Source organism: Caulobacter sp. SL161, assembly GCF_026672375.1.
Taxonomy (GTDB): Bacteria; Pseudomonadota; Alphaproteobacteria; order Caulobacterales; family Caulobacteraceae; genus Caulobacter.
On the sequence record NZ_JAPPRA010000001.1, the window covers coordinates 2249792 to 2276258 of the forward strand.

Genomic DNA, 26467 nt, shown 5'->3' on the forward strand with positions numbered 1-26467 from the left:
GTCTTCAGAGATGGATTTGGCCCTTCTTCTACGATCTGCCCCTCGATCCGACCGCTCGTTACGCCCCTCCTACCCCTCAGTCAGGGCTTTCAATGTTCTCTTCCCTTTTCGGCGTGATCTCGAACGACATCGCCATCGACCTCGGAACGGCCAACACCCTGATCTATCAAAAGGGTAAGGGCATCGTGCTGAACGAGCCGTCGGTGGTGGCGCTACGCAATGTGGGCGGGCGCAAGGTCGTCCACGCCGTGGGCATCGAGGCCAAGCAGATGCTGGGTCGTACGCCGGGTCACATGGAAGCCATCCGCCCGATGCGCGACGGCGTGATCGCCGACTTCGAAGTCGCCGAAGAGATGATCAAGTACTTCATCCGCAAGGTTCACAACCGCAAGGGCTTCGTGAATCCGAAGGTGATCGTGTGCGTGCCGTCGGGCGCCACCGCCGTGGAACGCCGCGCCATCAACGACAGCTGCCTGAACGCCGGCGCGCGCCGCGTGGGCCTGATCGACGAGCCGATGGCCGCCGCGATCGGCGCTGGCCTGCCGATCCACGAGCCGACCGGCTCGATGGTCGTCGACATCGGCGGCGGCACCACCGAGGTGGCCGTGCTGTCGCTGTCGGGCATCGTCTATTCGCGCAGCGTCCGCGTCGGCGGCGACAAGATGGACGAGGCGATCATCAGCTACATGCGTCGCCACCATAACCTGCTGATCGGCGAGACGACCGCCGAGCGCATCAAGAAGGAAATCGGCACCGCCCGCGCGCCGGCCGACGGCGAAGGTCTGTCGATCGACGTCAAGGGCCGCGACCTGATGCAGGGCGTGCCGCGCGAAGTCCGCATCAGCGAAAAGCAGGCCGCCGACGCCCTGGCCGAGCCGGTCGGGCAGATCGTTGAGGCGGTGAAGGTCGCCCTGGAGGCCACGCCGCCGGAACTGGCCAGCGACATCGCCGACAAGGGCATCATGCTGACGGGCGGCGGCGCGCTGCTGCGCGGCCTGGACGCCGAGATCCGCGACCATACCGGCCTTCCGGTCACGGTGGCCGACGATCCGCTCTCGTGCGTGGCCCTGGGCTGCGGCAAGGTGCTGGAACATCCCAAGTGGATGAAGGGCGTCCTGGAATCCACGCTGGCCTAGGCCGGTATTCCTTATAGAAGCGCCGCGGGGGGCGTCGGGAGAAACTTAAGTGCGCTTTCGTGAAGGTCCGCTGGGCGACCTGAAGGTGCCATTGACGTGGACGGCGGCGGTCGCGCTGATCGTGGCCGCAGTCATCGGCGTCGCCTTTCTCCTGGCCGACCGTCGCGAGACGCTTCAGGAGCAGGCCTATGGCGTTACGCGGCAGACCGTCGACACCGTGGCCCGCCCTGTCAGCGGCGCGATCGCCGCGCCGGGGCGCTGGACGGGCCTGGGCCTTGACTATGTCCGCAGCTACTTCTTCACCGCGCATGAGAACCGGCGCCTGAAGGCCGAACTGGCCGAGATGCGCCAGTGGCGCGACCGGGCCCTGGCGCTGCAGGACCAGAACGATCGCTTCAAGAGCCTCCTGGGCCTGCGGACCGATCCGCCGATCCCGATGGCGGCGGCCCGGGTGGTCAGCGACAGCCGCGGTCCGTTCGCCAACACCCGTCTGGCGGACGCGGGCTCCGAGCGCGGCATCGTGGTCGGCAATCCGGTCCTGAACGAGCGCGGCCTGGTGGGCCGGGTGGTCGGCGTTTCGCGCGGCGTGAGCCGGGTGCTGCTGCTGACCGATATCGCCTCGCGCACCCCGGTCATGATCGACCGCACCAATGCGCGGGCCATCCTGACCGGCGATGGCGGGCCCAATCCCAAGCTTGAGTACCTGCGCGGCGTCGATCCGATCCAGCAGGGCGACCGGGTGGTCACCTCGGGCGACGGCGGTGTGGTGCCGCGCGGCCTGCCGGTGGGCGCGGCGGTGAAGGGTCTCGATGGCCGCTGGCGCGTCGTGCTGTTCGCCGACCAGGCTTCGATCGACTATGTGCGGATCCTGTTGTTCAAGGACTTCGCCCAACTGGCTGACGAAAAACAGCTTCAGGCCCGCTCCCTGCCGCCGGTGACGACCGAGGATCCGCAGACCTCGATCCTGTCGAATCCCGTCTCGCGCCCGCTCGCGCCGACGCCTTCGCCGGCCACGGCCACGCCGTCGGCGGCGCCCGCCGCACGACCGGCTACCACCGTCACGCCGCCTCAGACGGGAGCGCCCCGATGAGCATGAGCGGCGCCCGGCCTCTCAATCCGGCGCGATGGCTGGGCGTGCCCATGCTGATGTGCATCGGCGCCACCATGGCTTTCGCCGCGCCGATCCGGATCTGGGGTCTGCAACTGCCCGAGCCCGTCTTCGCCATGGTGCCGGCCTTCGCCTGGGCCATGATCCGGCCCTCTATCCTGGCGCCGTTCGCCCTGCTGGTGCTTGGCCTGTTCCTCGACATCTTCTGGGGCGGTCCCAGCGGCCTTTGGGGCCTGTCGCTGCTGGTCGCCTATGCGATGGTTCTGATCCTGCGCAACGCGATGACGGGGCAGAGCCGTCCGATGATGTGGGCCTGGTTCGCCGGTGTGACCGCGATCGCCATGATCGCCAGCTTCCTGATCACCATGCTCGACAGCCTGGCCATGCCCAGCCTGCTGGCGGTGTTCTGGCAGTTCCTGGTGACGGCGCTGCTGTTCCCGTTCGCTCACCGGCTGGTCGATCGTTTCGAGGACGCCGACGTGCGGTTCCGGTGAGGCGATGAGCGAACCGTCCATCTTCTTTTTCGAGGTCAACGAGCGTCAGGGTGTCTTCCACCGGCGCGCGTTCCTGCTGGGCGGTCTTACAGGCCTGGGCCTACTGACCCTGGGCGGGCGGCTGGCGCAATTGCAGCTGGTCGAGGCTCAGCGCTACCAGAAGCTCTCCGCCGGCAACCAGTTCAACTACCGCCTGGTGCCGCCGCCGCGCGGTCTGATCATGGATCGCAACGGCGTTTCGCTGGCGTCCAACCGCCCGAACTTCCGGCTGATGATCAACAAGGAAAAGGGCCTGGAGGCCGAGGCGGTCCTCGACGATCTCTCCAAGCTGGTTCCGATCGACGGAACCCGCCGGGCGCGGATCCTCAAGGAGCTGGACCGGGCGCCGCGCAAGGCGCCGGTCGTGGTGATGGAGGACCTCTCTTGGGAGGAGTTCTCGCGCGTCAACATCCGCGCGCCGGAACTGCCCAACGTCACCGCCGACATGGGCGAGGTCCGAGTCTATCCGTTCGGCGGCGCTTTCGCCCACGTGATCGGCTATGTCGCCAAGGTCTCGGACCGTGACCTCAAGGCGGCCGAGGGCGACACCACCCAGGACCAGGAACTGCTGCACCATCCGGGCTTCCGGATCGGCAAACAGGGCGTCGAAAAGGCGTTCGACAAGGATCTGCGCGGTCGCGCGGGCGCCACCAAGACTGAGGTCGACTCCGTGGGACGCGTCGTGCGCCTGGATCCGGCCGGCGACATTCCGCCCGTGGCCGGCAAGGCGATCCGCCTGACCCTGGACGCCGACATCCAGAACCGCGCGCTCGAGGTGATGGGCGAGGAGAGCGGCGCCATCGTCGTGATGGACTGCCGCAACGGCGACCTGCTGTGCATGGCCTCCGCGCCCAGCTTCGACGCCAACCGCTTTGTGCGGGGCCTGTCCGGGCCCGAGTACAAGGCCCTGGCCGAGTATGAGCGCAAGCCGCTGCTCGACAAGTCGATGACGGGCCTGTTTCCGCCCGGCTCGACCTTTAAGCCCACGGTGGGTCTGGCCGCCCTGGCCGCCGGTATCGATCCCGAGGTCCGGGTCAACTGCCCGGGCAGCTGGTACTATGGCGGTCGGGTGTGGCGTTGCTGGGAGAAGGGCGGCCACGGCCCCCAGAACATGCACGACGCCATCAAGAACTCTTGTGACGTCTATTTCTACCAGATCTCGCTGAAGATCGGCCCCGACGCCATCGCCCGCGCCGCGCGCGCCGTCGGCTTTGGCCAGACCTTCGACATCGGCATTCCCGGTCAGAAGAAGGGCATCGTTCCGGACCGCGAGTGGAAGAAGCGCGCCTTCAAGCGCAATCCGGCCAACCAGATCTGGTTCCCGGGCGAAACCCCCAGCTACGCCATCGGGCAGGGCGCCTTGACGGTGAATGCGCTGCAGCTGGCGGTGATGACGGCCCGGCTGGCCAACGCCAAGAAGGCGCTGGTTCCCCGGCTCATCAAGTCGATCGGCGACATGGAGCGTCCCGCCGGCTCGGACGTGCCGGACCTGCCGTTCTCGCCCGAGCACCTGGCCTATGTGCGTAATGGCATGGCCGCCGTGGCCAATGACGTGCGCGGCACCGCCTATCGCAACAGCCAGCTGGGCCTGGGCGACGTACAGATGGCCGGCAAGACCGGCACGGCCCAGGTGCGCAGCTACGACAAGGGCGTCTCGCGAGACAGCAAGGACGTGCGCTGGCGGCTGAAGGACCACAACCTGTTCGTCGCCTTCGCGCCCTATGACGACCCCCGCTATGCTGTGTCGGTCATCATCGAGCACGGCGGCCTGGGCGGGGCTACGGCCGGCGCGCCGCGCGCCCGCGAGGTGATGCGCGTGGCGCTGCTGAAGGATCCGGAGATCCGCGCCCGCATCGAGCGGCCGGCGCCCTTGCCGGAGGCGGTTCCCGAGGCCGATATCGAAGGCGCCGCGCCGGAAGATCCGATCGAAGCGCCGCCGCCCGCGCCCGAAGCGCCCACAACTCCGCAGGGAGGCCAGACATGACCCTGAGCGGCGGCCTTTCCCGGCCCGGCGAGCGTGACCGGCCGACCATCAAGTTCATGGAGATCGACTGGACCTTCTGTCTGTTCCTGTGCCTGATCGCCGGCGCGGGCGCGCTGATGCTGTTCTCGATCGCCGGTGCGTCCTGGGAGCCTTGGGCGGCCAAGCATCTGATCCGCTTTGGCCTCTACTTCATCATGATGGTCATTCTGGCCATGTGTGATCTGCGCTGGTGGTTCATGGCCGCCTATCCGATCTATGTCGTGGGCCTGTTGCTGCTCATCGCCGTCGAGGTCGCCGGCGATGTATCGCTGGGCGCCCAGCGCTGGCTGTCGATTGGCGGGTTCCGCTTCCAGCCTTCAGAAATCATGAAGATCGGCCTCGTCCTGGCCCTGGCGCGCTACTATCACGGCCTGTCGGCCGACAGCGCCCGGATGTCCTGGCGGTTGCTGATCCCGGCGGGCATGATCGCTGCGCCTGTCCTCCTGGTCGCCCACCAGCCCGACCTCGGCACCGCCATGCTGATCGCGGCGACCGGGCTGTCGATCGTAGTCCTGGCGGGGCTGTCCTGGCGGATCATCTTCGCGGGCGTCGCCGCGTTCCTGGCCGCGATCCCGCCCTTTGTGATGTTCGTGCTGCACGACTATCAGCGCAATCGGGTCATGACGTTCCTGAACCCCGAGGCCGATCCGTCGGGCAAAGGCTATCAGATCGTGCAGTCCAAGATCGCGCTCGGTTCGGGCGGCCTGCTGGGCAAGGGCTTTGGCCTGGGCTCGCAAAGCCAGCTGAACTTCCTGCCCGAAAAGCAGACCGACTTCATCTTCGCCACCTTGGCCGAGGAGTTCGGCTTCGTCGGCTGTTTCGCCGTGCTGTTCCTCTACGGCGCGGTGATCTTCATGGCCCTGCGCATCGCCTCGATCAGCCACAGCCATTTCGGACGCCTGGCCGCGGGCGGCACGATCTCGACCTTCGCGGTCTACGTGCTGATCAACGGCGCGATGGTGATGGGCATGGCGCCGGTCGTGGGTGTGCCCATGCCGATGCTGTCGTACGGCGGCACCGTCATGCTGACGGTGATGATCGGCTTTGGCCTGATCCAGGCCGTCCGCGTGCACCGCTACACCGAAGTGACCAGCGGCAAGGGCTCGCTGGTCTGATGGGCGACGAAGCGGGCTGTTCTCAGCCCGCTTCGTCCAGATAGGCCTTCACTCGCGCGAACAGGTCCTCGAACATCGGCGTCGTCAGGCGGCCGGTGTTCGTGTTGAGCCGCGAGCAATGGTAGCTGTTGAAGATCCGGTAGGGTCCGGCCTGGAACTCCGAGCCGTGGCCCGGAACGCCGGCTGAGGCCTTCAGGCCCAGGGTCTTGAGCACATTTCGGCGCGAGACGTCACCCAGGGTGACGATGACCTTCAGGTTCGGGAACATATCCAGCCGCGCCTTCAGGAACGGTCGGCAGGCGTTCTCTTCGGAAGTTTCAGGCTTGTTGCCGGGCGGGGCGCAGCGGACGGCGTTGGTGACCGCCGCGTCGATCAGCTTGAGGGAGTCGTCGGGCCGCGCCTCGAACTGACCGGTGGCGAAGCCGAACTTGATCAGGGTCTCGTAGAGCAGGGTTCCCGCATAGTCGCCGGTGAACGGCCGGCCCGTACGGTTGGCGCCCTTGCGGCCAGGGGCCAAGCCCACGACCAGCAGGCGAGCGTTCCTGTCGCCGAACGAGGGGGCGGGGCCGTTGAACCAGTCCGGATAGAGGTCCTGGTTCTCGCGACGATAGGCCACGAGGCGCGGGCAAAGCGGGCAGTCGCGCGGCGGCTCGGCGGGATTGGGGACGACTTCACCGACGATATTGGAAGTCTGGCTCATCTCAGTACTCGTCGTCGGCGTCGCGTTCGGCCGGGGTGCGGTTGTCCATCATCTGGCGCGGCGGCGTGCGTTGTGGGCGGCCGATGATGTTTCCGAGGTCGGCGAGATCGACGAAGTTGTCGGCCTGACGGCGCAGATCGTCGCTGGTCATCGGCGGCTGGCTCTTCATGGTCGAGACGACCGTCACCCGGCGGCCCTTGCGCTGCACTGCCTCGACCAGGGCGCGGAAGTCGCCGTCGCCCGAGAACAGCACCAGGTGGTCAGCAGTCTCGGCCATCTGCAGCATGTCGACGGCGATCTCGATGTCCATGTCGCCGCGCCAGCGCTTGCGGCCCTGGCTGTCGGTGAATTCGCGCGCCGGCTTCGTCACCAGGGTGAAGCCGTTATAGTCCAGCCAGTCGACCAGGGGCCGGATCGGCGAATAGTCGTCGTTCTCGGCGATCGCGGTGTAGTAATAGGCGCGGATAAGAATCCCGCGCTTTTTGAACTCGTCGAGCAGCTTGCGGTAGTCGATGTCGAAGCCCAGAGCCTTGGCGGCGGAATAGAGATTGGCCCCGTCGATAAACAGGGCGATGCGGTCGGTCGGATAGAAGGTCACGGTAATTCCTTGAAAAATCAGGTCGTTCGAAATGACTTGGATGAGGCCGTGATCGTGGCGCTCGGCTGCAATCTGCCCGGAGCCTATACGAGTCGCGAGGCCTTGTTGGAAGCCGCCGTGGCGGCGCTGCCGGAGGCTGGGCTGGAGGTCGTGACGCGGTCGGGCTGGTGGACATCCGCCGCTTGGCCTGACCCGGCTGGGCCCGCGTATCTGAACGGCGTGGCGGTCGTGCGGACGACGCTCTCGCCGCGCCAGGTTCTGGACGCGCTGCATTCACTGGAGGCGCGGTTCGGGCGGGCGAGGGGAGAGGCCAATGCGCCGCGCACTCTGGACCTGGATCTCATCGCCCATGGCCGCACGGTGTTGGACGACGGCCTGGTGGTGCCGCATCCGCGCGCCCACCAGCGGCTGTTTGTGATGGGGCCGCTTTCAGAGCTCTATTCGGGCTGGATTCACCCCGTCACCGGCGAACCGGCCTTTCGCCTGGCGGCGACCGCGACGGTCGGCCGCGATGCGCGACCAATGGCGGCGCCGACGGCCTAGAGGGTGGACATCGCACCCCGAAGCGGGCATAAGCGCCCGCTCGCGAAAGCAGGATGCTCGTGCGCGGCGTTGCGTGTCGCCGCACAGAAGCCTATTTTGCAATTGCTTACCGGCAGCCCGAGGAACTCATGGCCCGCGTCACCGTCGAAGATTGCGTCGAGAAGGTTCCGAACCGCTTCGCGCTCGTTCTGCTCTCGGCCCACCGCGCTCGCGGCATTTCCGCCGGCGCCGCGCTGATGGTCGACCGCGACAACGACAAGAACCCGGTCGTCGCCCTGCGTGAGATCGCCGACGACGTGATCGACCACGAAGGCCTGAAGGAACACCTCATCAGCACGCTGCAGCGTGTTGACGAGCACACCGAGGCCGAGGAAGAGGCCGAAACCCTGGCCCTGCTGGCCGATCCCAGCCACATGCAGATGAGCGAGCTGGAACTGGTCCGCGCGCTGCAAAGCGACCGGGACGGTGGTCAGGAGGAGCGGTACTGAGCCCCGACGGCGCAGACCCTCTGACCCTTGAAGCGGTCGGCCAGACCGCTCCATCCGAACGCGCGCCCGCCTCGCTCCCCTCGGGGACCGAATCGGGCGCGTCGTCGTCTCTGGCTTCCGCCGCGACGACCGACGCGCCGGCCAAGCCGCGCCCCAAGTTTCTTCGCCAGTACGAACTGATCGAGCGGGTCCACGCCTATGACCCGACCGCCGACGAGGCGCTGTTGAACCGCGCCTATGTCTACGCCATGCGCATGCATGGTTCGCAGACCCGGGCCAGCGGCGATCCCTACTACGCCCACCCGATCGAGGTGGCGGGCATCCTCACCGAGTATCGGCTGGACACCGCGACCATCGTCACGGCGCTGCTGCATGATGTGATCGAGGACACCCCGGTCACCAAGGAAGAGATCGCCAAGCTGTTTGGCGACGAGATCGGCGAACTGGTCGAGGGCGTCACCAAGCTGTCCAAGCTCGAGCTGCAGGCCGAGCACATGCGGCAGGCCGAGAACCTGCGCAAATTCATCCTGGCCATCTCCAAGGACGTGCGCGTCCTGCTGGTCAAGCTGGCCGACCGTCTGCACAACATGCGGACGCTGCACTTCATCAAGAACCAGGCCAAGCGCGAGCGGATCGCCCGCGAGACGCGCGACATCTACGCGCCCCTGGCCCGCAATATCGGCTGTCACCGCATCTGCACCGAGCTGGAGGAGCTCAGCTTCCAGCACACCAACCCGGTGGCGCGCGACGCCATCATCCGGCGCCTGGACGTGCTGCGCGAGGAGCAGGGCGGGGCGGTGGCGCTGGTCAGCCAGGAAATCGCGGCGCGTCTGGAGTCGGCCAGTTTGCCGGCGCGGGTCTTCGGCCGCGAAAAATCGCCCTATTCGATCTGGCGCAAGCTGCAGCGCAAGTCGATCGGCTTCTCGCAGATGTCCGACATCTACGCCTTCCGCGTGATCGTCGACAGCGAGGAAGACTGCTACCGCGCCCTGGGCGTCGTGCACCGGGCCTGGTCCAGCGTGCCCGACCGCTTCAAGGACTACATCTCGACGCCCAAGCGGAACAACTACCGCTCGCTGCACACCACCGTGGTGGGACCGCGCGGCATGCGCATCGAGATGCAGATCCGCACCGAGAGCATGGACCGCGTCAACGAAGAGGGCGTCGCCGCCCACTTCCGCTACAAGGACGCCTCGTACGGGCTCGACCTGGAGGGCATGGAAGCCGCCGGCGGCCGCGACCCGCTGGCCAACCTGCGCCAGCTGGTTCAGGTGCTGGAGCATGGCGGCGACAGCGAGGAGCTGGTCGAACACGCCAAGCTCGAGATGTTCCTCGACCAGGTGTTCGTGTTCACGCCCAAGGGCAAGCTGGTCAGCCTGCCGCGCGGGGCCATGCCGCTGGACTTCGCCTATGCCGTCCACACCAGCGTCGGCGACACCTGCATCGGCGTGAAGATCAATGGCGAGCTGAAGCCGCTGCGCACGCCGCTGGTCAATGGCGACGTGGTCGAGGTGGTGCGGGGCTCCAAGCCCGTGGTGCCGCCCGACTGGCGCTCGCTTACGGTGACCGGCCGCGCTCGCTCGGCCATCCGGCGTCACATCCGCCAGACCGAGAAGGAAGAGTTCCTGCGCCTGGGCCGTGCGTCGCTGGAGCAGGTGTTCGAGCGGGCCGGCAAGAAGCTCAAGGACGTGTCACTGCGACCGATCCTGGAGCGCTTCGTGCTGGAGAGCGACGAGGCGCTGTTCGACGCCGTCGGCCGTGGTCGCGTGTCGCCCAGCCAGGTGCTGGAGACCGCCTATCCGGGCATGAAGGACTCCGAGCGCGAAGCCGCGACGGCCCGGCGCAAGATCGAAGGCGGCCAGGAGGCGGCGCGGCTCTATGTGCGTGGCGGTGGCCTGACGCCGGGCGTCTCGCTGCACTTCGCCCACTGCTGCAGCGCCGTGCCGGGCGATCGCATCGTCGGCATCCTGCGCGAGGACGGCGAGGGCCTGGACGTCCACACCATCGACTGCCCGCGTCTGGCCGAATACGAAGACCGCGAGGAGCTCTGGCGCGACCTGAACTGGACGCCGGAAGCCGAACGCTCGACCATCTCGCTGACCCGCCTGCACGCCACCATCCAGAACGCGCCCGGCGTGCTGGGTCTGGTCTGCACCATCATCGGCGAGGCCGGCGGCAACATCGTCAACCTGCGCATGCATCACCGGCAGAGCGACTTCTTCGACACCGACATCGATGTCGAGGTCCGAGACGCCAAGCACCTGACCAATATCCAGGCGGCGCTGCGGGCTTGTCCGTCGGTGGAGACGGTCGACCGGACCCGGGGGTAGGCGGCGGCCGTCGGATTGTGGACTGATTGCGGGGGGGGCGGGTTTCGACCCATTGCGGACTTTGATCGTGTCCCTCAGGTTGTGTGCTGAGGGAAATATGTTGACCAAATTTTTCAAGCCGAAACTAGCCGTAGCTTCCCAAAGGACGCCACTCGACCAGGAGCGGTTTGCGGCGCGCGTCGACTCGCTTTCTGAAGCTTTGAAGCCGATTAAAGAGGCAGTGACCACTGTAGGCGCGTCGGGCGCGTGGGTTGAGGGAGGCGAGGATGGTCCACTCTTATGTGGACATCGCCCGGACATAGGCACTCAAGCCTACGACGTTGTCCTTTTCCCTCCGCTGCCATCCACTGCGCTTTTGAAATATCAGGCGCTTCACGGCTTCGAGCTATCTGTCCATTTGTTGAATCTGTTCAGTCAATTGAACGGTTGCTCTTTATTCGGCTTGAAAATCTACGGCGTGCCCAGATCGATGGCCGATAATCCGCCTTTGCTGGATAGGTTAAATCGTTCCCCTCTAGATATTGCGAGCGGTCGTCACTGGCGCCTTGGGTACGCAGAAGCCGAAATCGAGGACGTCCTATTCGCGTCGCGAAATGTCGGCGGTAGCGGACAGATCGGCTACTTTATGAGCCCGCACGGCGCCATCTCCGGTCGAGGCAATGAAAGCTCGGAGGCGCCCGAACGGTGTGGGCCGTGGGCTGACTTGACGGAGTGGCTGTCAATGGAATTGGCGAACGTCCGCTAACCACCCATTGCAGAGCTTCGCCTCGACCGCTCCCGGCGCAAGCCGCCTAACCCGCCCTCAACGCCGCCACCGCATCGCGCGTCGCCGCCGTCAGCGGGGCGGGCAGGGCGTTGAGCGCGAACCAGCCCCATTCGTGCAGGGCGTGGGCTTCCTGGATGACGGGCTCGCCCTCGAAGCGCTCGACGGCGTAGGTGATCGCCACCCAGTGGTAGTCGTCGGCGACCATGTCGGTGACCGACAGGACGCGGCCGGCGGTGATCCGGACGCCTAGCTCCTCATGGATCTCGCGCTCGGCGCACGTGCGGGCGGCCTCGCCCCAGTCGAGCTTGCCGCCGGGCACGCCCCAGTGGTCGGCCTCGGGGTTCTTGACGCGCTTGACCAGCAGCAGCCGGCCCTGGCCGTCGAGGATGGCCGCGCCGCAACCGACGCGAGGGCGTTGAGGGTCTTGGGTCATGCCGGGCGGTAGAGCGTGAAACGGCCCGCAAACGCAAGGCGACGTTTGAAGACTCGGAGGCTTGGGCTATAGGCAGCGCTCATGACCAACGATGACGTCCTCGACGAATTCCGCGCCGCAGGGGCCCTGCGCGAAGGCCACTTCGTGCTGTCCAGCGGCCTGCACAGCCCCGTCTTCCTGCAGAAGAACCTGGTGTTCATGCGCCCTGAGCGCTGCGCGCGCCTCTGCAAAGCCCTGGCGGAGAAGATCATCGCCACGGTGGGCCAGGTCGACGTGGCGGTGTCGCCGGCCGTCGGCGGCATCATTCCGGGCTATGAAACCGCGCGCCACCTGAACGTGCCGTCGATCTATGTCGAGCGCGAAGGCGGCGGCTTCAAGTTCCGTCGCGGCTTCCACCTGGAGCCCGGCCAGAAGGTCGTGATGGTCGAGGACATCGTCACCACCGGCCTGTCATCGCGCGAGTGCATCCAGGCGATCAAGGACGCCGGCGGCGACGTCGTGGCGGCGGCCTGCATCGTCGACCGCTCGGGCGGCAAGGCCGATGTCGGCGTGCCGCTGATCGCCCTGGCCAGCTTGGAAGTCCCGGCCTATCCGGCCGACGCCCTGCCGCCGGAGCTGGCCGCGATCCCGATCGAGGATCCGGGCAGCCGCCGCCTGAAGGGCTGAGCGAGCGCGTCACACTATAAAGGGTGTCATCCCGGCTCTACGCTGCGCTTCGGCCGGGATGACACGCGTTCTCGGGGCTGGGTTGCCCCCGCCTACTTCGCCCCCGCCGGCGGCGTCAGCGTCTTGACCGGCCAGGCGATCCCTAGCTGTTCCAGATACGTCCCGTACTTGTCGGGGTCATAGTAGTACTTCGTCATCTCGGGCCGGTAGGTCGCCATGATGTTGGCGTTCATCTGGGTCTGCGGCTTGTCGGCGGCCGACAGCATCGGCACGTACTTCTGCTCCTTGGTCTGGACGTTGGTGAAGTAGGCCTTCGACTCGGCGAGCAGCTTTGGCTGGGTCAGCAGGTCCAGCGTCGTCATCGCCACCACCTTTGAGCCGGCGACCACGCCCTTATGAGCGATCGGCGTCGCCATCGAGATGGCGTTGGCCCAGTGGTGGCCGGGCAGGTCGGGGATGTTCGACGGATAGTTGATCGTGATGGTCGGCATGATCCAAGAGATGTCGCCGATATCGTCCGACCCGCCGCTTTCGGGCTTCTCCTCCGGCGGCTTGAGGCCCTTGAGCTTGACGTCCAGACCCTGTTGCTTGGTCGAGCCGACGTTCTTCTGAACCGCCTTGGCGAAGGCCTGTTCGTCGTCCGTCCATTTGGGCAGGCCGACCTGCTCGATGTTCTTCTGCGCGGCCTCGGCCATCGGACGATTGAAGTGGCGCGGCGCGGCCGTGCCGACGATGGCGGAACTGACCTTGGTGTCGGTCATGTCGGCGGCGGCCTTGGCGATCTTGTCGCCAATGGCCCAGTTCTTCTTGATCGCGTCGAAGGTCTGCTCGCGGAAATAGTACCAGACGGTCGCCTCGGACGGCACGACATTGGGCTGGTCGCCGCCGTCGCTGATTACGTGGTGCGAGCGCTGTTCGGGCCGCAGATGCTCCCGGCGCATGTTCCAACCGATGTTCATCAGCTCGACCGCGTCCAAGGCGCTGCGCCCCCGCCACGGCGCGCCGGCCGAGTGGGCGGATTCGCCGTGGAAGCTGTATTTCACGGAAACCAGTCCCGTGCCCGACGGCTGCCCCCAGGTGGTCTGCAGGTTCGCGCCCACATGGGTGAAGATCGTGGCGTCGACGCCTTTGAACACGCCGTCGCGGACCATATAGGCCTTGCTCGCCACCAACTCCTCGGCGACGCCCGGCCACAGAACCATGGTCCCGGGGATGTTCTGCTTGAGCATGAGGTCCTTCACCGCTAGGGCGGCGACGACGTTCACGGCCTGACCGGAGTTGTGGCCCTCGCCGTGTCCCGGCGCGCCGGGGATGATCGGATCATGCCAGGGCACGCCGGGCTTCTGCGAAGCCTTGGGGATGCAGTCGATGTCGCTGCCCAGGGCGATGGTCGGACCGCCCTGGCCGTGGGTCCAGGTCGCCGTCCAGGCGGTCGGGATGCCCGACACGCCACGCTGGATGGTGAAGCCGTTCTCTTCCAGCACCTTGGTGATGTAGGCGGAGGTCTCGACCTCCTGGAAGCCCAGCTCGCCGAACGAGAAGATCTTGTCGTTCATCACCTGGGCCAGCTTGGCCCGGTTCTCGACGCCGGCGACAGCCTCGGCCTTCAGGCTCTTGAGCTTGCCCGCAGAGATCTCGGCGGCGGTCGCGCCCTGCGCGATGACGAGCGTCAGCAGGCTCGCGCTGATCGCGAGACCGGTCTTCTTGAGCATGGCTTGATGTCTCCCCCACTTGCCCCGGCGACACGATCCGGCGCCTTCCCGGCTTTGTCCATCCGGCCAGCGCCCGTTGTCCGTGCGATTCCTCACCTGCCCAAGTGGGGCGCGGCGCCCTAGGATTCGGGCGGCGGGGGGAGTAACCCTGCCGTCGAAGGCAGGAGGACCTGAGCGCATGAGCTTGCGACTGGGCGTCAATATCGATCACGTGGCCACGATCCGGAATGCGCGCGGCGCATCCTATCCCGAGCCCGTGCGCGCGGCCGAACTGGCGCTGATCGCCGGCGCCGACGGCATCACCGCCCATCTGCGCGAAGATCGCCGTCACATCAGCGACGCCGACATCGCGGTGCTCACCGACCTCTGCCACAAGCGTGGCAAGCCGTTGAACTTCGAGATGGCGGTCACCGACGAGATGGTCGGCATCGCCCTCAGCGCCCGGCCCCACGCCGCCTGCCTGGTGCCCGAGCGCCGCGAGGAGGTCACCACCGAAGGCGGCCTCGACGTCATCAAGGGCCAGAACCGCATCGCCGACGCCACGGCGCGGCTGCGCACGGTCGGCGCGCGGGTCTCGCTGTTCATCGAGCCCGATCCCGACCAGATCCGCGCCTCGGTCGCGGCCGGCGCCCAGGTCGTCGAACTGCACACCGGCGCCTATTGCGATGCGGCGCGGGCGGGCGAAGAGGCGCGGGCCGAGGCGATCCTGCGGCGCCTGAAAGCCGGCGCCGCGCTCGCGCACGACCTGGGTCTCGAGGTCCACGCCGGGCACGGCATCGACTACGCCACCGTCAAGCCGATCGCCGCGATCCCGCAGATCGCCGAGCTCAATATCGGCCACTTCCTGATCGGCGAGGCGATCTTCGTGGGCCTGCCCGAAGCGATCCACCGCATGCGGTCGTTGATGGACGCCGCGCGCGTCGAGCTTGAGGTCCTGGCGTGATCATCGGCATCGGCTCGGATCTCTGCGACATCCGGCGAATCGAGAAGTCGCTGGAGCGGTTCGGCGACCGGTTCACGAACAAGGTCTTCACCGAGATCGAGCGGACGCGGTCGGAGCGCAAGCCTGATCGCGCCTCCAGCTACGCCAAACGGTTTGCCGCCAAGGAAGCCTGCTCCAAGGCGCTCGGCACGGGCCTGAAGCGCGGTGTGCATCTGGCGGGCATGGGTGTTGTCAACCTGCCGTCGGGCCAGCCGACCATGGCCCTGACCGGCGGGGCGCTTGAACGCCTGAACGCCATGGTTCCCGAAGGGATGGAGCCTGTGATCCATCTGTCGCTGACCGACGATCACCCTTACGCCCAGGCTTTCGTGATCATCGAGGCCTTGCCGAAGCGCTAGGGACACCCGCGTGGCCGACTACATCCTGCTGATGCACGACGACGGCGGCGAGGAGCGGGCGGCCGACTGGGAGGCCTATCTGGACGGTCTGGCCAGCGCGGGGCGCTTGCGCGGCGGCAGCGCCGTGGGCGAGGGCGCCTGCTACCGAAAGGTCGGCGCGCCAGGACCGGTGTCCAAGCACATCACGGGTTTCGTGTGCATCGCCGCCGACAGCCTCGCCGACGCGGAGACCTGCCTGGCCGGCAACCCCATCTACGAGGCCGGCGGCACGGTCGAGATTCGCCTGCTGCCCGAGGACGTTTGACGCGGCGGCCCAAACCTCGCCATGAAGCTTGGCTACGCGCCGCTCTTGCCCGTCCGGCCAAGCCCGTCTAGCAAAGCCGTACCGGTTCGCCGGCCATCCCATTTCGTAGAGCTCCGCGCCCGCATGACTGACGCCGCCGACGACTTCACGCCGCCCGAAGAGAAGGGCGTCGTCGCCGAGCTTATCGAGATCGTCAAAACCGTCGCCTATGCGCTGGGTATCGCCCTGGTGCTGCGCGTCCTGCTGTTCCAGCCCTTCACGATCCCGTCGGCCTCGATGGAGCCCAACCTCTATCAGGGCGACTACATCATCGTGTCGAAGTTCAGCTACGGCTGGAGCAAGCACTCGATCCCGTTCAGCCCGCCGATCATCAAGGGCCGAATCTTCGATCGCGCGCCCAAGCGCGGCGACATCGTCGTCTTCAAGCTGCCGCGCGACAATCGCACCGACTACATCAAGCGCCTGATCGGCATGCCCGGCGACAAGGTCCAGATCCGCGGCGGCGAAGTCTACATCAACGGCAAGGCCTTGCCGCGCAAGGCGCAGGCGCCGGCCCTGGTCGACACCGGCTATGGCTTCACCCAGCAGGTGCAGCGCTTCCAGGAAACCAGCCCCGAGGGTCGTCCGTACAACATCCAGGACTTCGGCCCTGACAGCCGTGGCGACAACACCGGCGTCTATACGGTTCCGGCCGGCTGCTACTTCTTCATGGGCGACAACCGCGACAATTCGGCCGACAGCCGCTTTGATCCGGGCGTCTCGCCCTACAAGGAAAGCGCCTGCAAGTGGGACTATGAGTTGGATCAGTACATCGGCGACGAGATCGGCGTCGGCTTCGTGCCGGCCGAGAACCTCGTTGGCCGCGCCCAGATCATCCTGCTGTCGTGGAACGCCGAGGCCAGCCTCTTCAAGCCGTGGACCTGGTTCCTGAACGCGCGTCCCAGCCGCTTCTTCCATGTGCTGAAGTGATCGCCGCCAATGGATAGACGGGTCGCCGCCGTCGGCGACCTGGAGCGCCGGATCGGCCACAAGTTCGAAGACCGCGAACTGCTCGAACGCGCCCTGACGCACGCCAGCGTCGGGGACGGGGCCAAGAAGGTCCGCGACAACGAGGTGCTGGAGTTCATCGGCGACCGCGTCCTAGGCCTTCTGGCCGCCGAGGCGCTGGCCGAGCGCTTCCCCAAGGCCAAGGAGGGCGAGCTCGCGCCGCGCCTCAACGCGTTGGTCAGCCGAGAGACCTGCGCCCGCGTGGCCCGCAAGGCCGAGCTGGGTCCGGCGCTGCGCCTGTCGGCCTCGTCCAGCAAGATCGGCGGCCGCGAGACCGACTCGATCCTGGCCGGCGCCACCGAGGCCCTGATGGCCGCCCTCTATCAGGACAGCGGGCTGGAGGCGGCGCGCAAGGTGTTCCTCGAGCTGTGGGCCGACGAGTTCGACCGCGCCGGCGAGGGGCGTCCGCGCGATCCCAAGACCGCGCTGCAGGAATGGGCGCAGGGCCAGGGCCGTCCGCTGCCGACCTACCGCGTGATGGACCGCACCGGCCCTGACCACGCGCCGGTGTTCACCGTGGAGGTCGCGGTCAAGGGCGTGGACCCCGCCATCGCCAAGGGTAAGTCCCGGCAGGAGGCCGAGAAGGCAGCGGCGAAAGCGCTGCTGGAGCGTGAAGGGGCGGAGTAGGGCGGCTACCGCCGCGTGCCACCACCTGACCACGCGTTGCGTGGTCCTTCCGCCCCCAAAGTAGGCGGAAGTAAATGCGCCCCTTCTACATTCTATTGGGGGAGGCGTGAGCATGGGGGCGGCAAGTAGGAACGTTCGCAGCGCTGTGCGCTCGGAATTCGCAAGGTCGAAGCGCGTACGATCAATCACTCGCCGTCAGGGGCGCTACCCCTCTCTCTACATCCCTTGAGCGAGCGATCGCGTGGTGTGGCGTACACACGCCTCGACGTCACCGGCCGGCAAAGCGTAGCTTTCCGTCATGACGCTCGAACTCTCAACGAACCGCCTGAGGATGCGACCGCCGGTTCAGGCCGACCTTGATGCCTGGGCGGCCTTTGACGCCGATCCTGTGGCGACCCGATTCTTCGGTGGACCCAAGGCGCGGGACGTTGCCTGGGACGGCCTCGCCCTTGCGGCGGGCATGTGGGCGCTGCGCGGCTGCGGGCTGTTTTCGGTGTTCGAGGCTGATACTGGCCACTGGGTCGGTCGTGTCGGTCCGTGGGTTCCGGAAGCGCCCGACCGCGCAGAGGTCGGCTGGGCGATTTTGCCAGCCTTCTGGGGGCGCGGCTACGCGACTGAGGCGGCGGCCGCCGCCGTCGGCTGGGCCTTCATGCACCTTGGCTGGAGCGAAGCCCGCCACCGGATCGACCCCGGCAACACCCCTTCGGTCGCGGTGGCTGAGCGTATCGGCTCACGCTGGCTGCGCACCGACATCAACCCCGACGGCCAGACCGTCGAAATCTACGGACAGTCGCGGAAGGCCTAGGGGGAGGAATTCCGGTCCCGCTGTGCTACACGCACGCGCAATGACTGACACCACCTCCCAAACTCGTGCGGGTTTCGCCGCCATCATCGGCGCGCCCAACGCCGGCAAGTCCACCCTGGTCAACCGCATGGTCGGGGCCAAGGTCTCGATCGTCACCCAGAAGGTCCAGACCACCCGCTTCCCCGTGCGTGGCGTCGCTATCGAGGGCGACACCCAGATCGTCCTCGTCGACACGCCCGGGATCTTCAGCCCGCGCCGGCGCCTGGACCGCGCCATGGTCCGCGCCGCGTGGGCGGGCTCCGAAGAGGCCGAGGCCACCGTCCACCTCGTCGACGTGCAGGCCGAGCTGGCCAGTCGCGCCGACAAGGCCACGCCCGGCGAGTACCGCTCGGCCCAGGACGTCCAGACCATCATCGAGGGCCTGAAGGCCGCCGACCGCAAGGTGATCCTGGCGCTGAACAAGATCGACGGGATCAAGCGCGACACCCTGCTGGCCGTGGCCAAGGACTTCTTCGACACCGGCGTCTACAGCGACGTCTTCATGATCAGCGCCTCGACGGGGGCGGGCGTCGAGGACCTGACCGCCAAGCTGGTTTCACTGATGCCCGAGGGCCCCTGGCTCTATCCGGAAGACCAGACCGCCGACCTGCCGGCCCGTCTGCTGGCCGCCGAGATCACCCGCGAGAAGGTCTATCTGCGCGTCCACGAGGAGCTGCCCTATGCGGCCACCGTGGAAACGACCGCCTTCGAGGAACGCAAGGACGGCTCGGTGCGGATCGAGCAGACCATCCTGGTCGAGCGCGAAGGCCAGCGGGTCATCGTCATCGGCAAGGGCGGCCAGACCCTGAAGTGGATCGGCCAGGCCTCGCGCGAAGAACTTTGCGACATCCTCGACCGCAAGGTTCACTTGTTCCTGCACGTGAAGGTCAAGGAGAACTGGGCCGAGGAGCGCGGCCTGTTCAGCGACATTGGCCTCGACTTCGATGTTTGACGCGCCGGCCCCAGCTGTCGACCTGGACGCCTATTTCGCGCGCATCGGCTATGACGGCCCGCGCGAGGCGACCCTGGACGTGCTGCGGGCCATCGCCTTCCGCCATCCGGACGCCATCCCGTTCGAGAACCTCGATGTGCTCCTGGGACGCGGGATCAGCATCGTTCCGGCCGATGTCGACGCCAAGCTGATCGGCGCCGGGCGGGGCGGCTACTGTTACGAGCAGAACGGCCTCTTGAAGCGCGTGCTGCAGGCGCTGGGCTTCCGGGTCGAGGGCTTGATGGCCCGCGTGCTGTGGATGGCGCCGGAAGGCGCGCCGCCGCGTCCGCGCTCGCACCAGGTGCTGGGCGTCACGATTGACGGCGAGACCTGGCTGGCCGACGCCGGCTTTGGCGGCTGCGTGCTGACCGCGCCGCTGCGCCTGTTCTCGGATGAGGTTCAGGACAGCCCGCACGGCAAGTTCCGCATCGTCGACACGCAGACCAATGGCGTCGCCGAGCGTCAGGTCCAGGCCGATCTGTCGGGCCGGTGGGCGCCGCTGTATCAGGTGTCGCAAGGCGCCTGGGCCGAGGTCGATTACGAGCAGGCCAATTTCTACACCTACACCCACCCCAGCTCGCACTTCACCTGGAGCATGACGGTGGGACGCACGACGCCGACCGCGCGCTACGCCTTGAAGAACAACCGCTTTACGCACCGCGATGTCACCGGCGCGGTCGTCGAGCAGCGCGACCTGAGCGTCGATGAGCTGGAGGCGACTCTGCGCCAGGTGATCGGCCTGCCGGTTGAGGCCGACTGGCGGCCGGTGCTGGAAAAGGTCGTGGCGTGGGGAACGCCGTCCTGACCCCCGCAACCTTCTCCCAGAGGGAGAAGGAGGGGCCCGCGTCCGCAGGGCGTGGGAGGATGAGGGGTTACACCCCTGGCCGTCGAAACCCCTCACCCTCCCAGGCTTCGCCCGGGCCCCTCCCTCTCCCCTTGGGAGAGGGTGCATGAGTCTGGAGTGGGAAGACGAGGCGTTCGTGCTCAGCGTCCGCTCGCACGGCGAGACGGGGGCCATTGTCGAACTCCTGACTGAGGCGCGGGGCAAGGTCGCCGCGCATGTGGCCGGCGCGGCGTCGCGGCGGATGAAGCCCTTCCTGCAGCCCGGCGCGCGGGTGATCGCCCGCTACCGGGCCAAGGTCGAGGGGCAACTGGGCTCGGCCGCTTTGGAGCCGATGGGCGAGGGGCCCTCAAGCTTGTTCGATGATCGCCTGGCCCTGGCCGGCCTGTCGGCGGCGGCGGCGGTCGCCGCAGCCGCCCTACCGGAGCGCGAGGCCCATCCCGGAGCGTTCCACGCGCTGGAGGCGCTGATCCGCGTGCTGGAAATCCCCGACATCTGGCCCGCCGTCTATGTCCGCTACGAGGCCGGATTGCTGCAGGAGCTGGGCTTTGGCCTGGATCTTTCCAAATGCGCGGCCACCGGGTCGTTCGACGATCTCGTCTATGTCAGTCCCCGCACGGGCCGCGCGGTCAGTCGCGAGGCGGGCAAGCCCTATCATGACAAGCTGCTGCCGTTGCCGCCGTTCATGCTGTCCTCGCAGGGCGGGCTGGCGGAAGGCGACGTGAAGGCGGGCCTGGACATCACCGGCCATTTTCTGGAGCAGTTCGTCTTCGGGCCCTTGAACAGGCCGCTGCCGCCAGCCAGGCTTTGGCTGCTGGATCGCCTGGCCGAGGCCGATAAGCTCTAAGAACCGTCACACAGCGGCGCTATCGCGAATTCTCAGTCTATTGGAGTACCGCCATGTCCGTCCTCGATCGCTACGCCCTGAGCCGTCGTCGCATGCTGGCGGTGTTTGGCGGGGCCGCCGTTTCCGCTATGTCCATCCCGCTGGAGAGCGGCAAGGCCCTGGCTCAGGCGGTGTTTCAGACCTATCCGTTCCAGTTGGGCGTGGCCTCCGGCGACCCGTCGCCGGACGGGTTCGTGATCTGGACGCGTCTGGCGCCCGAGCCGCTGGAGATCGGCTATGGCATGCCCAGCGCGCCCGTCGCTGTCGAATGGGAAGTCGCCGACGCGCCGAACATGCGCAACATCGTGGCCAAGGGGACGGCGATCGCGCCGCCGGAGCTGGGCCATGCCGTGCACGTCGAAGTCGGCGGGCTGCAGCCGAACCGGGACTATTGGTACCGCTTCATTGCGGGCCGCGAGCGCAGCCTGACGGGCCGCGCCCGGACGACGCCCGCGATGGGCGCCGCGCTGGATCGCGTGCGCTTCGCGGTCGCTGGTTGCCAACACTACGAGCAGGGCTACTACACGGCCTATCGCCGTTTGGCTGAGGACAATCCCGACTTCGTGTTCTGCTACGGCGACTACATCTACGAGTATCGTGGCAACCGGGTCTGGAACAGCGCCAGCGGTCCGGTGGAGAACGTACGCCAGCATTTCGGCGGCGAGATCTACAGCCTCGACGACTACCGCCGCCGCTACGCCCAGTACAAGATGGACCCCGACCTGCAGGCCGCCCACGCGGCCGCGCCGTGGTTCACGGTCTGGGACGACCACGAGATCGACAACAACTGGGTCACCGACCTCGACCAGGACGGCGTCGATCCCAAGATCTTCAACCTGCGCCGCCAGGCCGCCGTCCAGGCCTACTACGAGAACATGCCGCTGCGGGCGTCGAGCTTCCCGACCGGCACGTCGCTGCAGATCTATCGCCGGGCGACCTATGGTCAGCTCTTGAACCTGAACCTGTTGGATACGCGCCAGTATCGCACCGACCAGCCCTGCGGCGATCGCTTCGGCTATTGCGACGCCGTGGAGGCTTCGCGCGCCGAGGTGATCGGCCAGGTTCAGGAAAAGTGGCTGACCAACGGCCTGATCGAGTCCAAGTCGACCTGGAACGTGCTGGCCCAGCAGATCATGATGATGGACCTCGACCGCGAGCCGGGCGAGGGCAAGGCGGTCAATCCGGACTCGTGGGCGGGCTATCGCATGCCGCGTAACCGCCTGCTGCAGACCATCCGCGACCGCAAGGTCGGCAATGTGGTGGTGCTCACCGGCGACGAGCACCAGAACTACGCCGGTGATCTCTATCTCGACGGCGCCAAGGCTGAAGGGGCTCCGATCGCGTCGGAGTTTGTCGTCACCTCGATCAGCTCCGGCGGCGACGGGACCGACCAGCGCGCCGACATGGCCAGGATCCAGGCCGCCAATCCGATCCTCAAGTTCAACAACGCCCAGCGCGGCTATGCGCTCTGCGACGTGACACCCAAGGCTTTCGTCACCGAGTTCAAGGTGCTGGACGCGATCACCCGCCGGGACGGCAAGCTGTCGACCCGCGCCAAATGGGCGCTGGAGGCCGGAAAGACGGGGATCGTTCAGGCGTAAGAGGGCCTGACCGCTCGAATCGTCGAGGGGATTTCTGCTAGACTCCTTCCCCGGAGTAACGAATCCCCTCGATGAACAAGCCTGTCCTTCCTCCCCCCGGCGGCCCTGACGACGGCGACCGCATTCTCGACGAGCCGCTGACCGAAGCGCTGTCGCGGCGCTATCTGGCCTATGCGCTCTCGACGATCGGCTCGCGGGCGCTCCCCGACGTGCGCGACGGCTTGAAGCCCGTGCACCGTCGCGTGCTCTACGCGATGAGCAACATGCGGCTGAACCCCGACGCCGCGGCGCGCAAGTGCGCCAAGGTGGTCGGCGAGGTGATGGGTAACTTCCACCCGCACGGCGACGCCTCGATCTATGACGCCCTGGTGCGTCTGGCCCAGGAGTTCAGCCAGCGCATCCCGCTGGTCGAGGGGCAGGGCAACTTCGGCAATATCGACGGCGATAGCGCCGCGGCCATGCGCTACACCGAGTGCAAGATGACGGAAGCGGCGATGCTTCTGTTGGACGGCATCGACGAAGACGCGGTCGACTTCCGCCCCACCTACGACGGCCAGGACGAAGAGCCGGTCGTGCTGCCGTCGGGCTTCCCGAACCTGTTGGCCAACGGCTCGTCGGGCATCGCGGTGGGCATGGCCACCTCGATCCCGCCACACAACGCCGCCGAGCTGATCGACGCCTGCCAGCTGCTGCTGGCCAATCCCGACGCGACGACGGCGGACCTGCTGGAAAAGGTCCCGGGGCCGGACTTCCCGACCGGCGGCGTGATCGTCGAGTCCCGCGCGTCCTTGCTGGAAACCTACGAGACCGGTCGCGGCGGCGTGCGCATGCGCGCCAAGTGGGAGAAGGAAGACACCGGGCGCGGGACGTACCAGATCGTCGTCACCGAGATCCCGTACCAGGTGAAGAAGTCGGATCTGGTCGAGCAGCTGGCCGACCTGATCGACAGCAAGAAGGCCGCCCTCTTGGGTGACGTCCGCGACGAGAGCGCCGAGGACATCCGGCTTGTGCTGGAGCCTAAGTCCAAGAACGTCGAGCCCGAAGTGCTGATGGAGAGCCTGTTCAAGCTCTCGGCGCTGGAGAGCCGCTTCCCGGTCAATATCAACGTGCTGGACGCACGCGGCACGCCGGGCGTGATGGGTCTCAAGCAGGCCCTGATGGCCTTCCTGGCTCACCGCCGCGAGGTGCTGACCCGCAGGGCGCGTCACCGTCTGGCCAAGATCGAAGCCCGTCTGCATATCCTGGACGGCTTGCTGATCGCCTATCTGAACCTCGACGAGGTCATTCGGATCGTCCGCTACGAGGACAAGCCGAAGGAAAAGCTGATCGAGACCTTTGGCCTGTCCGACATCCAGGCCGACGCCATCCTCAACACCCGCCTGCGCCAACTGGCCAAGCTGGAGGAGATGGAAATCCGTCGCGAACACGCCGAACTGGTGGAAGAGCGCGACGGCATTCTGGCCATGCTGGCCAGTGAGGCCAAGCAGTGGAAGCTGGTCGGCGTGGGTCTCTCCGAGGTCCGCGCGGCGCTGCTCAAGATCAAGCATCCGCTGGACAAGCCGCGCCCCACGGGCGTTACCGGTCGTTCGGTGTTCGGCGAGGCTCCGCAGGTCGACGCCGACGCCGCCATCGAGGCGATGATCGTGCGCGAGCCGATCACGATCATCCTGTCCGAGCGCGGCTGGATCCGCGCCGCCAAGGGCAAGATCGATGATCCCTCGGAGCTGAAGTTCAAGGAAGGCGACAAGCTGGGCTTCCTGGTCCCGGCCGAGACCACCGACAAGCTGCTGATCTTCTCCAGCGACGGCCGCTTCTTCACGCTGGGCTGTGACAAGCTGCCCAGCGCGCGCGGTCACGGCGAGCCGGTGCGGATGATGATCGAGCTGGACGACAAGGTGAAGATCATCGAGGTCTTCCCGTTCAAGGCTGGCCGCAAACGCATTCTGGCCTCGAAGGGCGGCTATGGCTTCCTGATGCCCGAGGAAGAAGCCCTGGCCAACCGCAAGGCCGGCAAGCAGGTCCTGAACGTCGGCAATGAAGGCGCGGCCTTCTGCCTGGAAGCCGTCGGCGACCAGCTGGCGGTGATCGGCGACAACGGCAAGATCCTGATCTTCCCGCTGGAGGAGCTGCCCGAAATGCCGCGCGGCAAGGGCGTCAAGCTGCAGGCCTATCGCGAAGGCGGTCTGCGCGATGGCCTGTCGTTCAACGCCGAAACGGGCGCCTACTGGATCGACACCGCCGGCCGTCGCCGTGACTGGGCCGAGTGGAAGGAATGGGTGGGCCGCCGCGCCGGCGCCGGGAAGCTGGTTCCCAAGGGCTTCGCCACCAACAAGCGGTTCCGGCCCAAATGAGGATCGGACGGCTGCGTCGCCGCGCGTTGAGCCTTATGGCCGGCGTCTTCGGCTGCGCGGCCGTCGCCGCGACCCCGGCCTTGGCCCTGCCGAAGGGCAAGCCGCAGGAGGGGGGCTTCAACGCCGAACGCCTCAAGCGCCTCGACGATCATATGCAGGCTATGGTCGACCGGGGGCAGGTCGCCGGCGCGGTGACCGTTCTGGCGCGGCATGGCCGTGTGGTGCACGCCCGCGCCTTCGGGCGCCGTGTGCTGGGCGGCGATCCGATGCCGATGGACGCGATCTTCCGCATCCGCTCCGAGACCAAGCCGGTCACCGGCGTCGCCATGATGATCCTCTATGAGCAGGGTCTGTGGCGGCTGGACGATCCTGTCAGCCTGCACGTGCCGGAGTTCGCCAATCTCAGGATCGCCAGTGGCGTGGATGAGACTGGACAGCCGATCCTGACGCCGGTCTCGCGGTCGCCGACCATGCGCGAGCTGATGACCCATACGGCGGGCTTTGCCTATGGACTGGCCAACGATCCCAGCAGCCCGGCCGACCAGGCCTATTACCGGGCCGAAGTCCTGCAGTCGGCGTCGCTGAGCGACCTGGTTCAGAAGGTCTCGGGCCTGCCGATGTTCGCCGAACCCGGACAGCTGTGGCGCTACAGCGTCGCGGCCGACATCCAGGGCTATATCGTCGAAAAGCTGTCGGGTCAGAGCCTGCCGGTGTTCATGCAGGAGCGCATCTTCACGCCGCTGGGCATGAAGGACACCGCCTTCTATGTGCCCGAGGAGAAGCAAGGCCGGCTGGCGGCGCTGTACGACGGCGATCCGGCCACCGGGCAGCTGGTCCCTGCGGTCGAGGGGGCCTGGCGCGACGTCAGCAAGCCGCCGGCCGCGCCGCTGGGGGGCGGTGGTTTGCTGTCGACGGCCGGAGATTTCGCGCGCTTCGCCCAGATGATCCTCAACAAGGGTGAGCTCGACGGCGTCCGGATTCTGAAGCCGGAAACCGTGGGCCTGATGACCCAGAACCATCTGCCCGAGGGTTTCGTTGTCACCACCAATGGCACCGCAGGGGTTCTGGCGCCGGCGGCTCGGCCTTTCCCGTTCGCGGCGGGCATGGGCTACGGGATCGACATGGCGGTCGCCGTTGACCCGGCGGCGTCTGGCGCGCCGGTCGGCCCCGGCACTGTCAGCTGGGGCGGCAGCGCGGGCACCTGGTTCTGGATTGATCCGGCCAACAACCTGTTTTTCGTCGGCATGATCCAGCGACTGGGTGGGGTGGGCCCCGGCCTTGATGCTCAGTCACGGACCCTGGTCTACCAAGCGCTGGAGCGGCCGCCGATGCCGCCGGTCCAGGTCTCTGCGAAGGCCCCTGTGCGGCCGACGGTCTCGCGCTGACCCAGGCAACACGCCGGCTTCGGCTGAGTTTTCGAAGCGGCCGAAAATACCGGGTTCCAACCGCCAAGGCGTCGCTCTAAGGTCTCTCAAACAATTGT

At 67.0% G+C, this 26467-nt stretch carries 26 protein-coding genes; 22 read left to right on the forward strand and 4 right to left on the reverse strand.

The genetic code is table 11. The features are described 5' to 3' along the window. The first annotated feature begins 92 nt into the window (after positions 1 to 92). Genes OVA11_RS10975 through rodA form a run of 5 tightly spaced genes read left to right on the forward strand, consistent with a single transcriptional unit; the run spans position 93 to position 5915 of the window. The gene (locus tag OVA11_RS10975) at positions 93 to 1136 is read left to right on the forward strand and encodes a rod shape-determining protein (RefSeq protein ID WP_010919417.1); all 1044 of its coding nucleotides are present in this window, start codon (positions 93 to 95) and stop codon (positions 1134 to 1136) included. Between the two features lie 49 nt (positions 1137 to 1185). After that, positions 1186 to 2226, forward strand: coding sequence for a rod shape-determining protein MreC (gene mreC / locus OVA11_RS10980; protein WP_268067416.1), 1041 nt, complete (start codon positions 1186 to 1188; stop codon positions 2224 to 2226). Next, positions 2223 to 2738 (forward strand): hypothetical protein, encoded by a 516-nt coding sequence (locus OVA11_RS10985; RefSeq protein ID WP_268067417.1) that lies wholly within the window; start codon positions 2223 to 2225, stop codon positions 2736 to 2738. Before mreC ends, OVA11_RS10985 begins: the two co-directional genes overlap by 4 nt. A gap of 4 nt (positions 2739 to 2742) precedes the next feature. Next, positions 2743 to 4761, forward strand: coding sequence for a penicillin-binding protein 2 (gene mrdA, locus OVA11_RS10990; RefSeq protein WP_268067418.1), 2019 nt, complete (start codon positions 2743 to 2745; stop codon positions 4759 to 4761). Beyond that, positions 4758 to 5915 (forward strand): rod shape-determining protein RodA, encoded by a 1158-nt coding sequence (gene rodA, locus OVA11_RS10995; RefSeq protein ID WP_268067419.1) that lies wholly within the window; start codon positions 4758 to 4760, stop codon positions 5913 to 5915. Before mrdA ends, rodA begins: the two co-directional genes overlap by 4 nt. A gap of 22 nt (positions 5916 to 5937) precedes the next feature. Here rodA and OVA11_RS11000 read toward each other — a convergent pair whose 3' ends face one another. Next, positions 5938 to 6615 carry a uracil-DNA glycosylase gene (locus tag OVA11_RS11000; RefSeq protein WP_268067420.1) on the reverse strand — a complete coding sequence of 226 codons (678 nt, stop codon included), beginning with the start codon at positions 6613 to 6615 and terminating at the stop codon, positions 5938 to 5940. A 1-nt stretch (position 6616) separates the two neighbouring features. Continuing rightward, positions 6617 to 7213, reverse strand: a complete 597-nt coding sequence (locus tag OVA11_RS11005; RefSeq protein WP_268067421.1) for a LabA-like NYN domain-containing protein — start codon at positions 7211 to 7213, stop codon at positions 6617 to 6619. Between the two features lie 48 nt (positions 7214 to 7261). On the opposite strand from OVA11_RS11005, the gene folK reads away from it, so the two are divergent. From folK to OVA11_RS11025, 4 genes are all read left to right on the forward strand, one after another. Continuing rightward, positions 7262 to 7756 carry a 2-amino-4-hydroxy-6-hydroxymethyldihydropteridine diphosphokinase gene (folK, locus tag OVA11_RS11010; protein ID WP_268067422.1) on the forward strand — a complete coding sequence of 165 codons (495 nt, stop codon included), beginning with the start codon at positions 7262 to 7264 and terminating at the stop codon, positions 7754 to 7756. A gap of 128 nt (positions 7757 to 7884) precedes the next feature. Next, on the forward strand, positions 7885 to 8244 hold the full coding sequence (gene rpoZ / locus OVA11_RS11015; RefSeq protein WP_010919426.1) for a DNA-directed RNA polymerase subunit omega: 360 nt from the start codon (positions 7885 to 7887) through the stop codon (positions 8242 to 8244). Positions 8245 to 8354: 110 nt separating this feature from the next. After that, entirely contained in the window at positions 8355 to 10574 is a 2220-nt protein-coding gene (locus OVA11_RS11020; RefSeq protein WP_268068946.1) for a RelA/SpoT family protein, read from the forward strand. A gap of 97 nt (positions 10575 to 10671) precedes the next feature. Then, positions 10672 to 11319, forward strand: a complete 648-nt coding sequence (locus OVA11_RS11025) for a hypothetical protein (protein WP_268067423.1) — start codon at positions 10672 to 10674, stop codon at positions 11317 to 11319. A gap of 46 nt (positions 11320 to 11365) precedes the next feature. On the opposite strand, the gene OVA11_RS11030 is transcribed toward OVA11_RS11025, so the two are convergent. Further along, entirely contained in the window at positions 11366 to 11773 is a 408-nt protein-coding gene (locus OVA11_RS11030; RefSeq protein ID WP_268067424.1) for an NUDIX domain-containing protein, read from the reverse strand. An 81-nt stretch (positions 11774 to 11854) separates the two neighbouring features. On the opposite strand from OVA11_RS11030, the gene pyrE reads away from it, so the two are divergent. Beyond that, the gene (gene pyrE, locus OVA11_RS11035; RefSeq protein WP_268067425.1) at positions 11855 to 12439 is read left to right on the forward strand and encodes an orotate phosphoribosyltransferase; all 585 of its coding nucleotides are present in this window, start codon (positions 11855 to 11857) and stop codon (positions 12437 to 12439) included. Positions 12440 to 12531: 92 nt separating this feature from the next. Here pyrE and OVA11_RS11040 read toward each other — a convergent pair whose 3' ends face one another. After that, entirely contained in the window at positions 12532 to 14151 is a 1620-nt protein-coding gene (locus tag OVA11_RS11040) for a M20 family metallopeptidase (protein ID WP_268067426.1), read from the reverse strand. A 178-nt stretch (positions 14152 to 14329) separates the two neighbouring features. Between OVA11_RS11040 and OVA11_RS11045 the strand changes: the two genes are divergently transcribed. The 12 genes from OVA11_RS11045 to OVA11_RS11100 all read left to right on the forward strand — a co-directional run bounded on the left by OVA11_RS11045 (position 14330) and on the right by OVA11_RS11100 (position 26369). Next, complete coding sequence (locus OVA11_RS11045; protein WP_268067427.1) at positions 14330 to 15094, forward strand: pyridoxine 5'-phosphate synthase; 765 nt, start codon at positions 14330 to 14332, stop codon at positions 15092 to 15094. Further along, a complete protein-coding gene (acpS, locus tag OVA11_RS11050; RefSeq protein ID WP_268067428.1) occupies positions 15091 to 15492 on the forward strand; it encodes a holo-ACP synthase in 402 nt (133 codons plus the stop codon). Before OVA11_RS11045 ends, acpS begins: the two co-directional genes overlap by 4 nt. A gap of 10 nt (positions 15493 to 15502) precedes the next feature. Then, complete coding sequence (locus OVA11_RS11055; protein WP_268067429.1) at positions 15503 to 15796, forward strand: hypothetical protein; 294 nt, start codon at positions 15503 to 15505, stop codon at positions 15794 to 15796. A 123-nt stretch (positions 15797 to 15919) separates the two neighbouring features. Next, positions 15920 to 16765 (forward strand): signal peptidase I, encoded by an 846-nt coding sequence (gene lepB / locus OVA11_RS11060; protein ID WP_268067430.1) that lies wholly within the window; start codon positions 15920 to 15922, stop codon positions 16763 to 16765. Between the two features lie 9 nt (positions 16766 to 16774). Then, entirely contained in the window at positions 16775 to 17470 is a 696-nt protein-coding gene (gene rnc / locus OVA11_RS11065) for a ribonuclease III (RefSeq protein WP_268067431.1), read from the forward strand. Positions 17471 to 17801: 331 nt separating this feature from the next. After that, positions 17802 to 18275, forward strand: a complete 474-nt coding sequence (locus tag OVA11_RS11070) for a GNAT family N-acetyltransferase (RefSeq protein ID WP_268067432.1) — start codon at positions 17802 to 17804, stop codon at positions 18273 to 18275. Positions 18276 to 18315: 40 nt separating this feature from the next. Continuing rightward, the gene (gene era, locus OVA11_RS11075) at positions 18316 to 19266 is read left to right on the forward strand and encodes a GTPase Era (RefSeq protein ID WP_268067433.1); all 951 of its coding nucleotides are present in this window, start codon (positions 18316 to 18318) and stop codon (positions 19264 to 19266) included. Continuing rightward, a complete protein-coding gene (locus OVA11_RS11080) occupies positions 19259 to 20110 on the forward strand; it encodes an arylamine N-acetyltransferase family protein (RefSeq protein WP_268067434.1) in 852 nt (283 codons plus the stop codon). The genes era and OVA11_RS11080 overlap by 8 nt, the downstream gene beginning before the upstream one ends. Positions 20111 to 20261: 151 nt before the next feature. Next, on the forward strand, positions 20262 to 20993 hold the full coding sequence (gene recO / locus OVA11_RS11085; RefSeq protein WP_268068947.1) for a DNA repair protein RecO: 732 nt from the start codon (positions 20262 to 20264) through the stop codon (positions 20991 to 20993). Positions 20994 to 21046: 53 nt separating this feature from the next. After that, entirely contained in the window at positions 21047 to 22633 is a 1587-nt protein-coding gene (locus OVA11_RS11090) for an alkaline phosphatase D family protein (protein WP_268067435.1), read from the forward strand. 71 nt (positions 22634 to 22704) lie between these two features. Further along, positions 22705 to 24984 carry a DNA topoisomerase IV subunit A gene (gene parC / locus OVA11_RS11095; protein WP_268067436.1) on the forward strand — a complete coding sequence of 760 codons (2280 nt, stop codon included), beginning with the start codon at positions 22705 to 22707 and terminating at the stop codon, positions 24982 to 24984. Continuing rightward, positions 24981 to 26369, forward strand: coding sequence for a serine hydrolase domain-containing protein (locus OVA11_RS11100; protein WP_268067437.1), 1389 nt, complete (start codon positions 24981 to 24983; stop codon positions 26367 to 26369). The genes parC and OVA11_RS11100 overlap by 4 nt, the downstream gene beginning before the upstream one ends. The last annotated feature ends 98 nt before the right edge of the window (positions 26370 to 26467 follow it).

What these genes read in the sequence shown, in the direction of transcription:
- rodA (WP_268067419.1), top strand. Translation starts at nt 4,758, where the DNA reads ATGACCCTGAGCGGCGGCCTTTCCCGGCCCGGCGAGCGTGACCGGCCG.
- era (WP_268067433.1), top strand. Translation starts at nt 18,316, where the DNA reads ATGACTGACACCACCTCCCAAACTCGTGCGGGTTTCGCCGCCATCATC.
- OVA11_RS11030 (WP_268067424.1), bottom strand. Translation starts at nt 11,773, where the DNA reads ATGACCCAAGACCCTCAACGCCCTCGCGTCGGTTGCGGCGCGGCCATC.
- OVA11_RS11090 (WP_268067435.1), top strand. Translation starts at nt 21,047, where the DNA reads ATGTCCGTCCTCGATCGCTACGCCCTGAGCCGTCGTCGCATGCTGGCG.
- mrdA (WP_268067418.1), top strand. Translation starts at nt 2,743, where the DNA reads ATGAGCGAACCGTCCATCTTCTTTTTCGAGGTCAACGAGCGTCAGGGT.
- rnc (WP_268067431.1), top strand. Translation starts at nt 16,775, where the DNA reads ATGGATAGACGGGTCGCCGCCGTCGGCGACCTGGAGCGCCGGATCGGC.
- pyrE (WP_268067425.1), top strand. Translation starts at nt 11,855, where the DNA reads ATGACCAACGATGACGTCCTCGACGAATTCCGCGCCGCAGGGGCCCTG.
- OVA11_RS11000 (WP_268067420.1), bottom strand. Translation starts at nt 6,615, where the DNA reads ATGAGCCAGACTTCCAATATCGTCGGTGAAGTCGTCCCCAATCCCGCC.
- OVA11_RS10985 (WP_268067417.1), top strand. Translation starts at nt 2,223, where the DNA reads ATGAGCATGAGCGGCGCCCGGCCTCTCAATCCGGCGCGATGGCTGGGC.
- rpoZ (WP_010919426.1), top strand. Translation starts at nt 7,885, where the DNA reads ATGGCCCGCGTCACCGTCGAAGATTGCGTCGAGAAGGTTCCGAACCGC.
- OVA11_RS11100 (WP_268067437.1), top strand. Translation starts at nt 24,981, where the DNA reads ATGAGGATCGGACGGCTGCGTCGCCGCGCGTTGAGCCTTATGGCCGGC.
- OVA11_RS11025 (WP_268067423.1), top strand. Translation starts at nt 10,672, where the DNA reads ATGTTGACCAAATTTTTCAAGCCGAAACTAGCCGTAGCTTCCCAAAGG.
- parC (WP_268067436.1), top strand. Translation starts at nt 22,705, where the DNA reads ATGAACAAGCCTGTCCTTCCTCCCCCCGGCGGCCCTGACGACGGCGAC.
- lepB (WP_268067430.1), top strand. Translation starts at nt 15,920, where the DNA reads ATGACTGACGCCGCCGACGACTTCACGCCGCCCGAAGAGAAGGGCGTC.
- OVA11_RS11080 (WP_268067434.1), top strand. Translation starts at nt 19,259, where the DNA reads ATGTTTGACGCGCCGGCCCCAGCTGTCGACCTGGACGCCTATTTCGCG.
- OVA11_RS11045 (WP_268067427.1), top strand. Translation starts at nt 14,330, where the DNA reads ATGAGCTTGCGACTGGGCGTCAATATCGATCACGTGGCCACGATCCGG.
- OVA11_RS11040 (WP_268067426.1), bottom strand. Translation starts at nt 14,151, where the DNA reads ATGCTCAAGAAGACCGGTCTCGCGATCAGCGCGAGCCTGCTGACGCTC.
- OVA11_RS10975 (WP_010919417.1), top strand. Translation starts at nt 93, where the DNA reads ATGTTCTCTTCCCTTTTCGGCGTGATCTCGAACGACATCGCCATCGAC.
- OVA11_RS11070 (WP_268067432.1), top strand. Translation starts at nt 17,802, where the DNA reads ATGCGACCGCCGGTTCAGGCCGACCTTGATGCCTGGGCGGCCTTTGAC.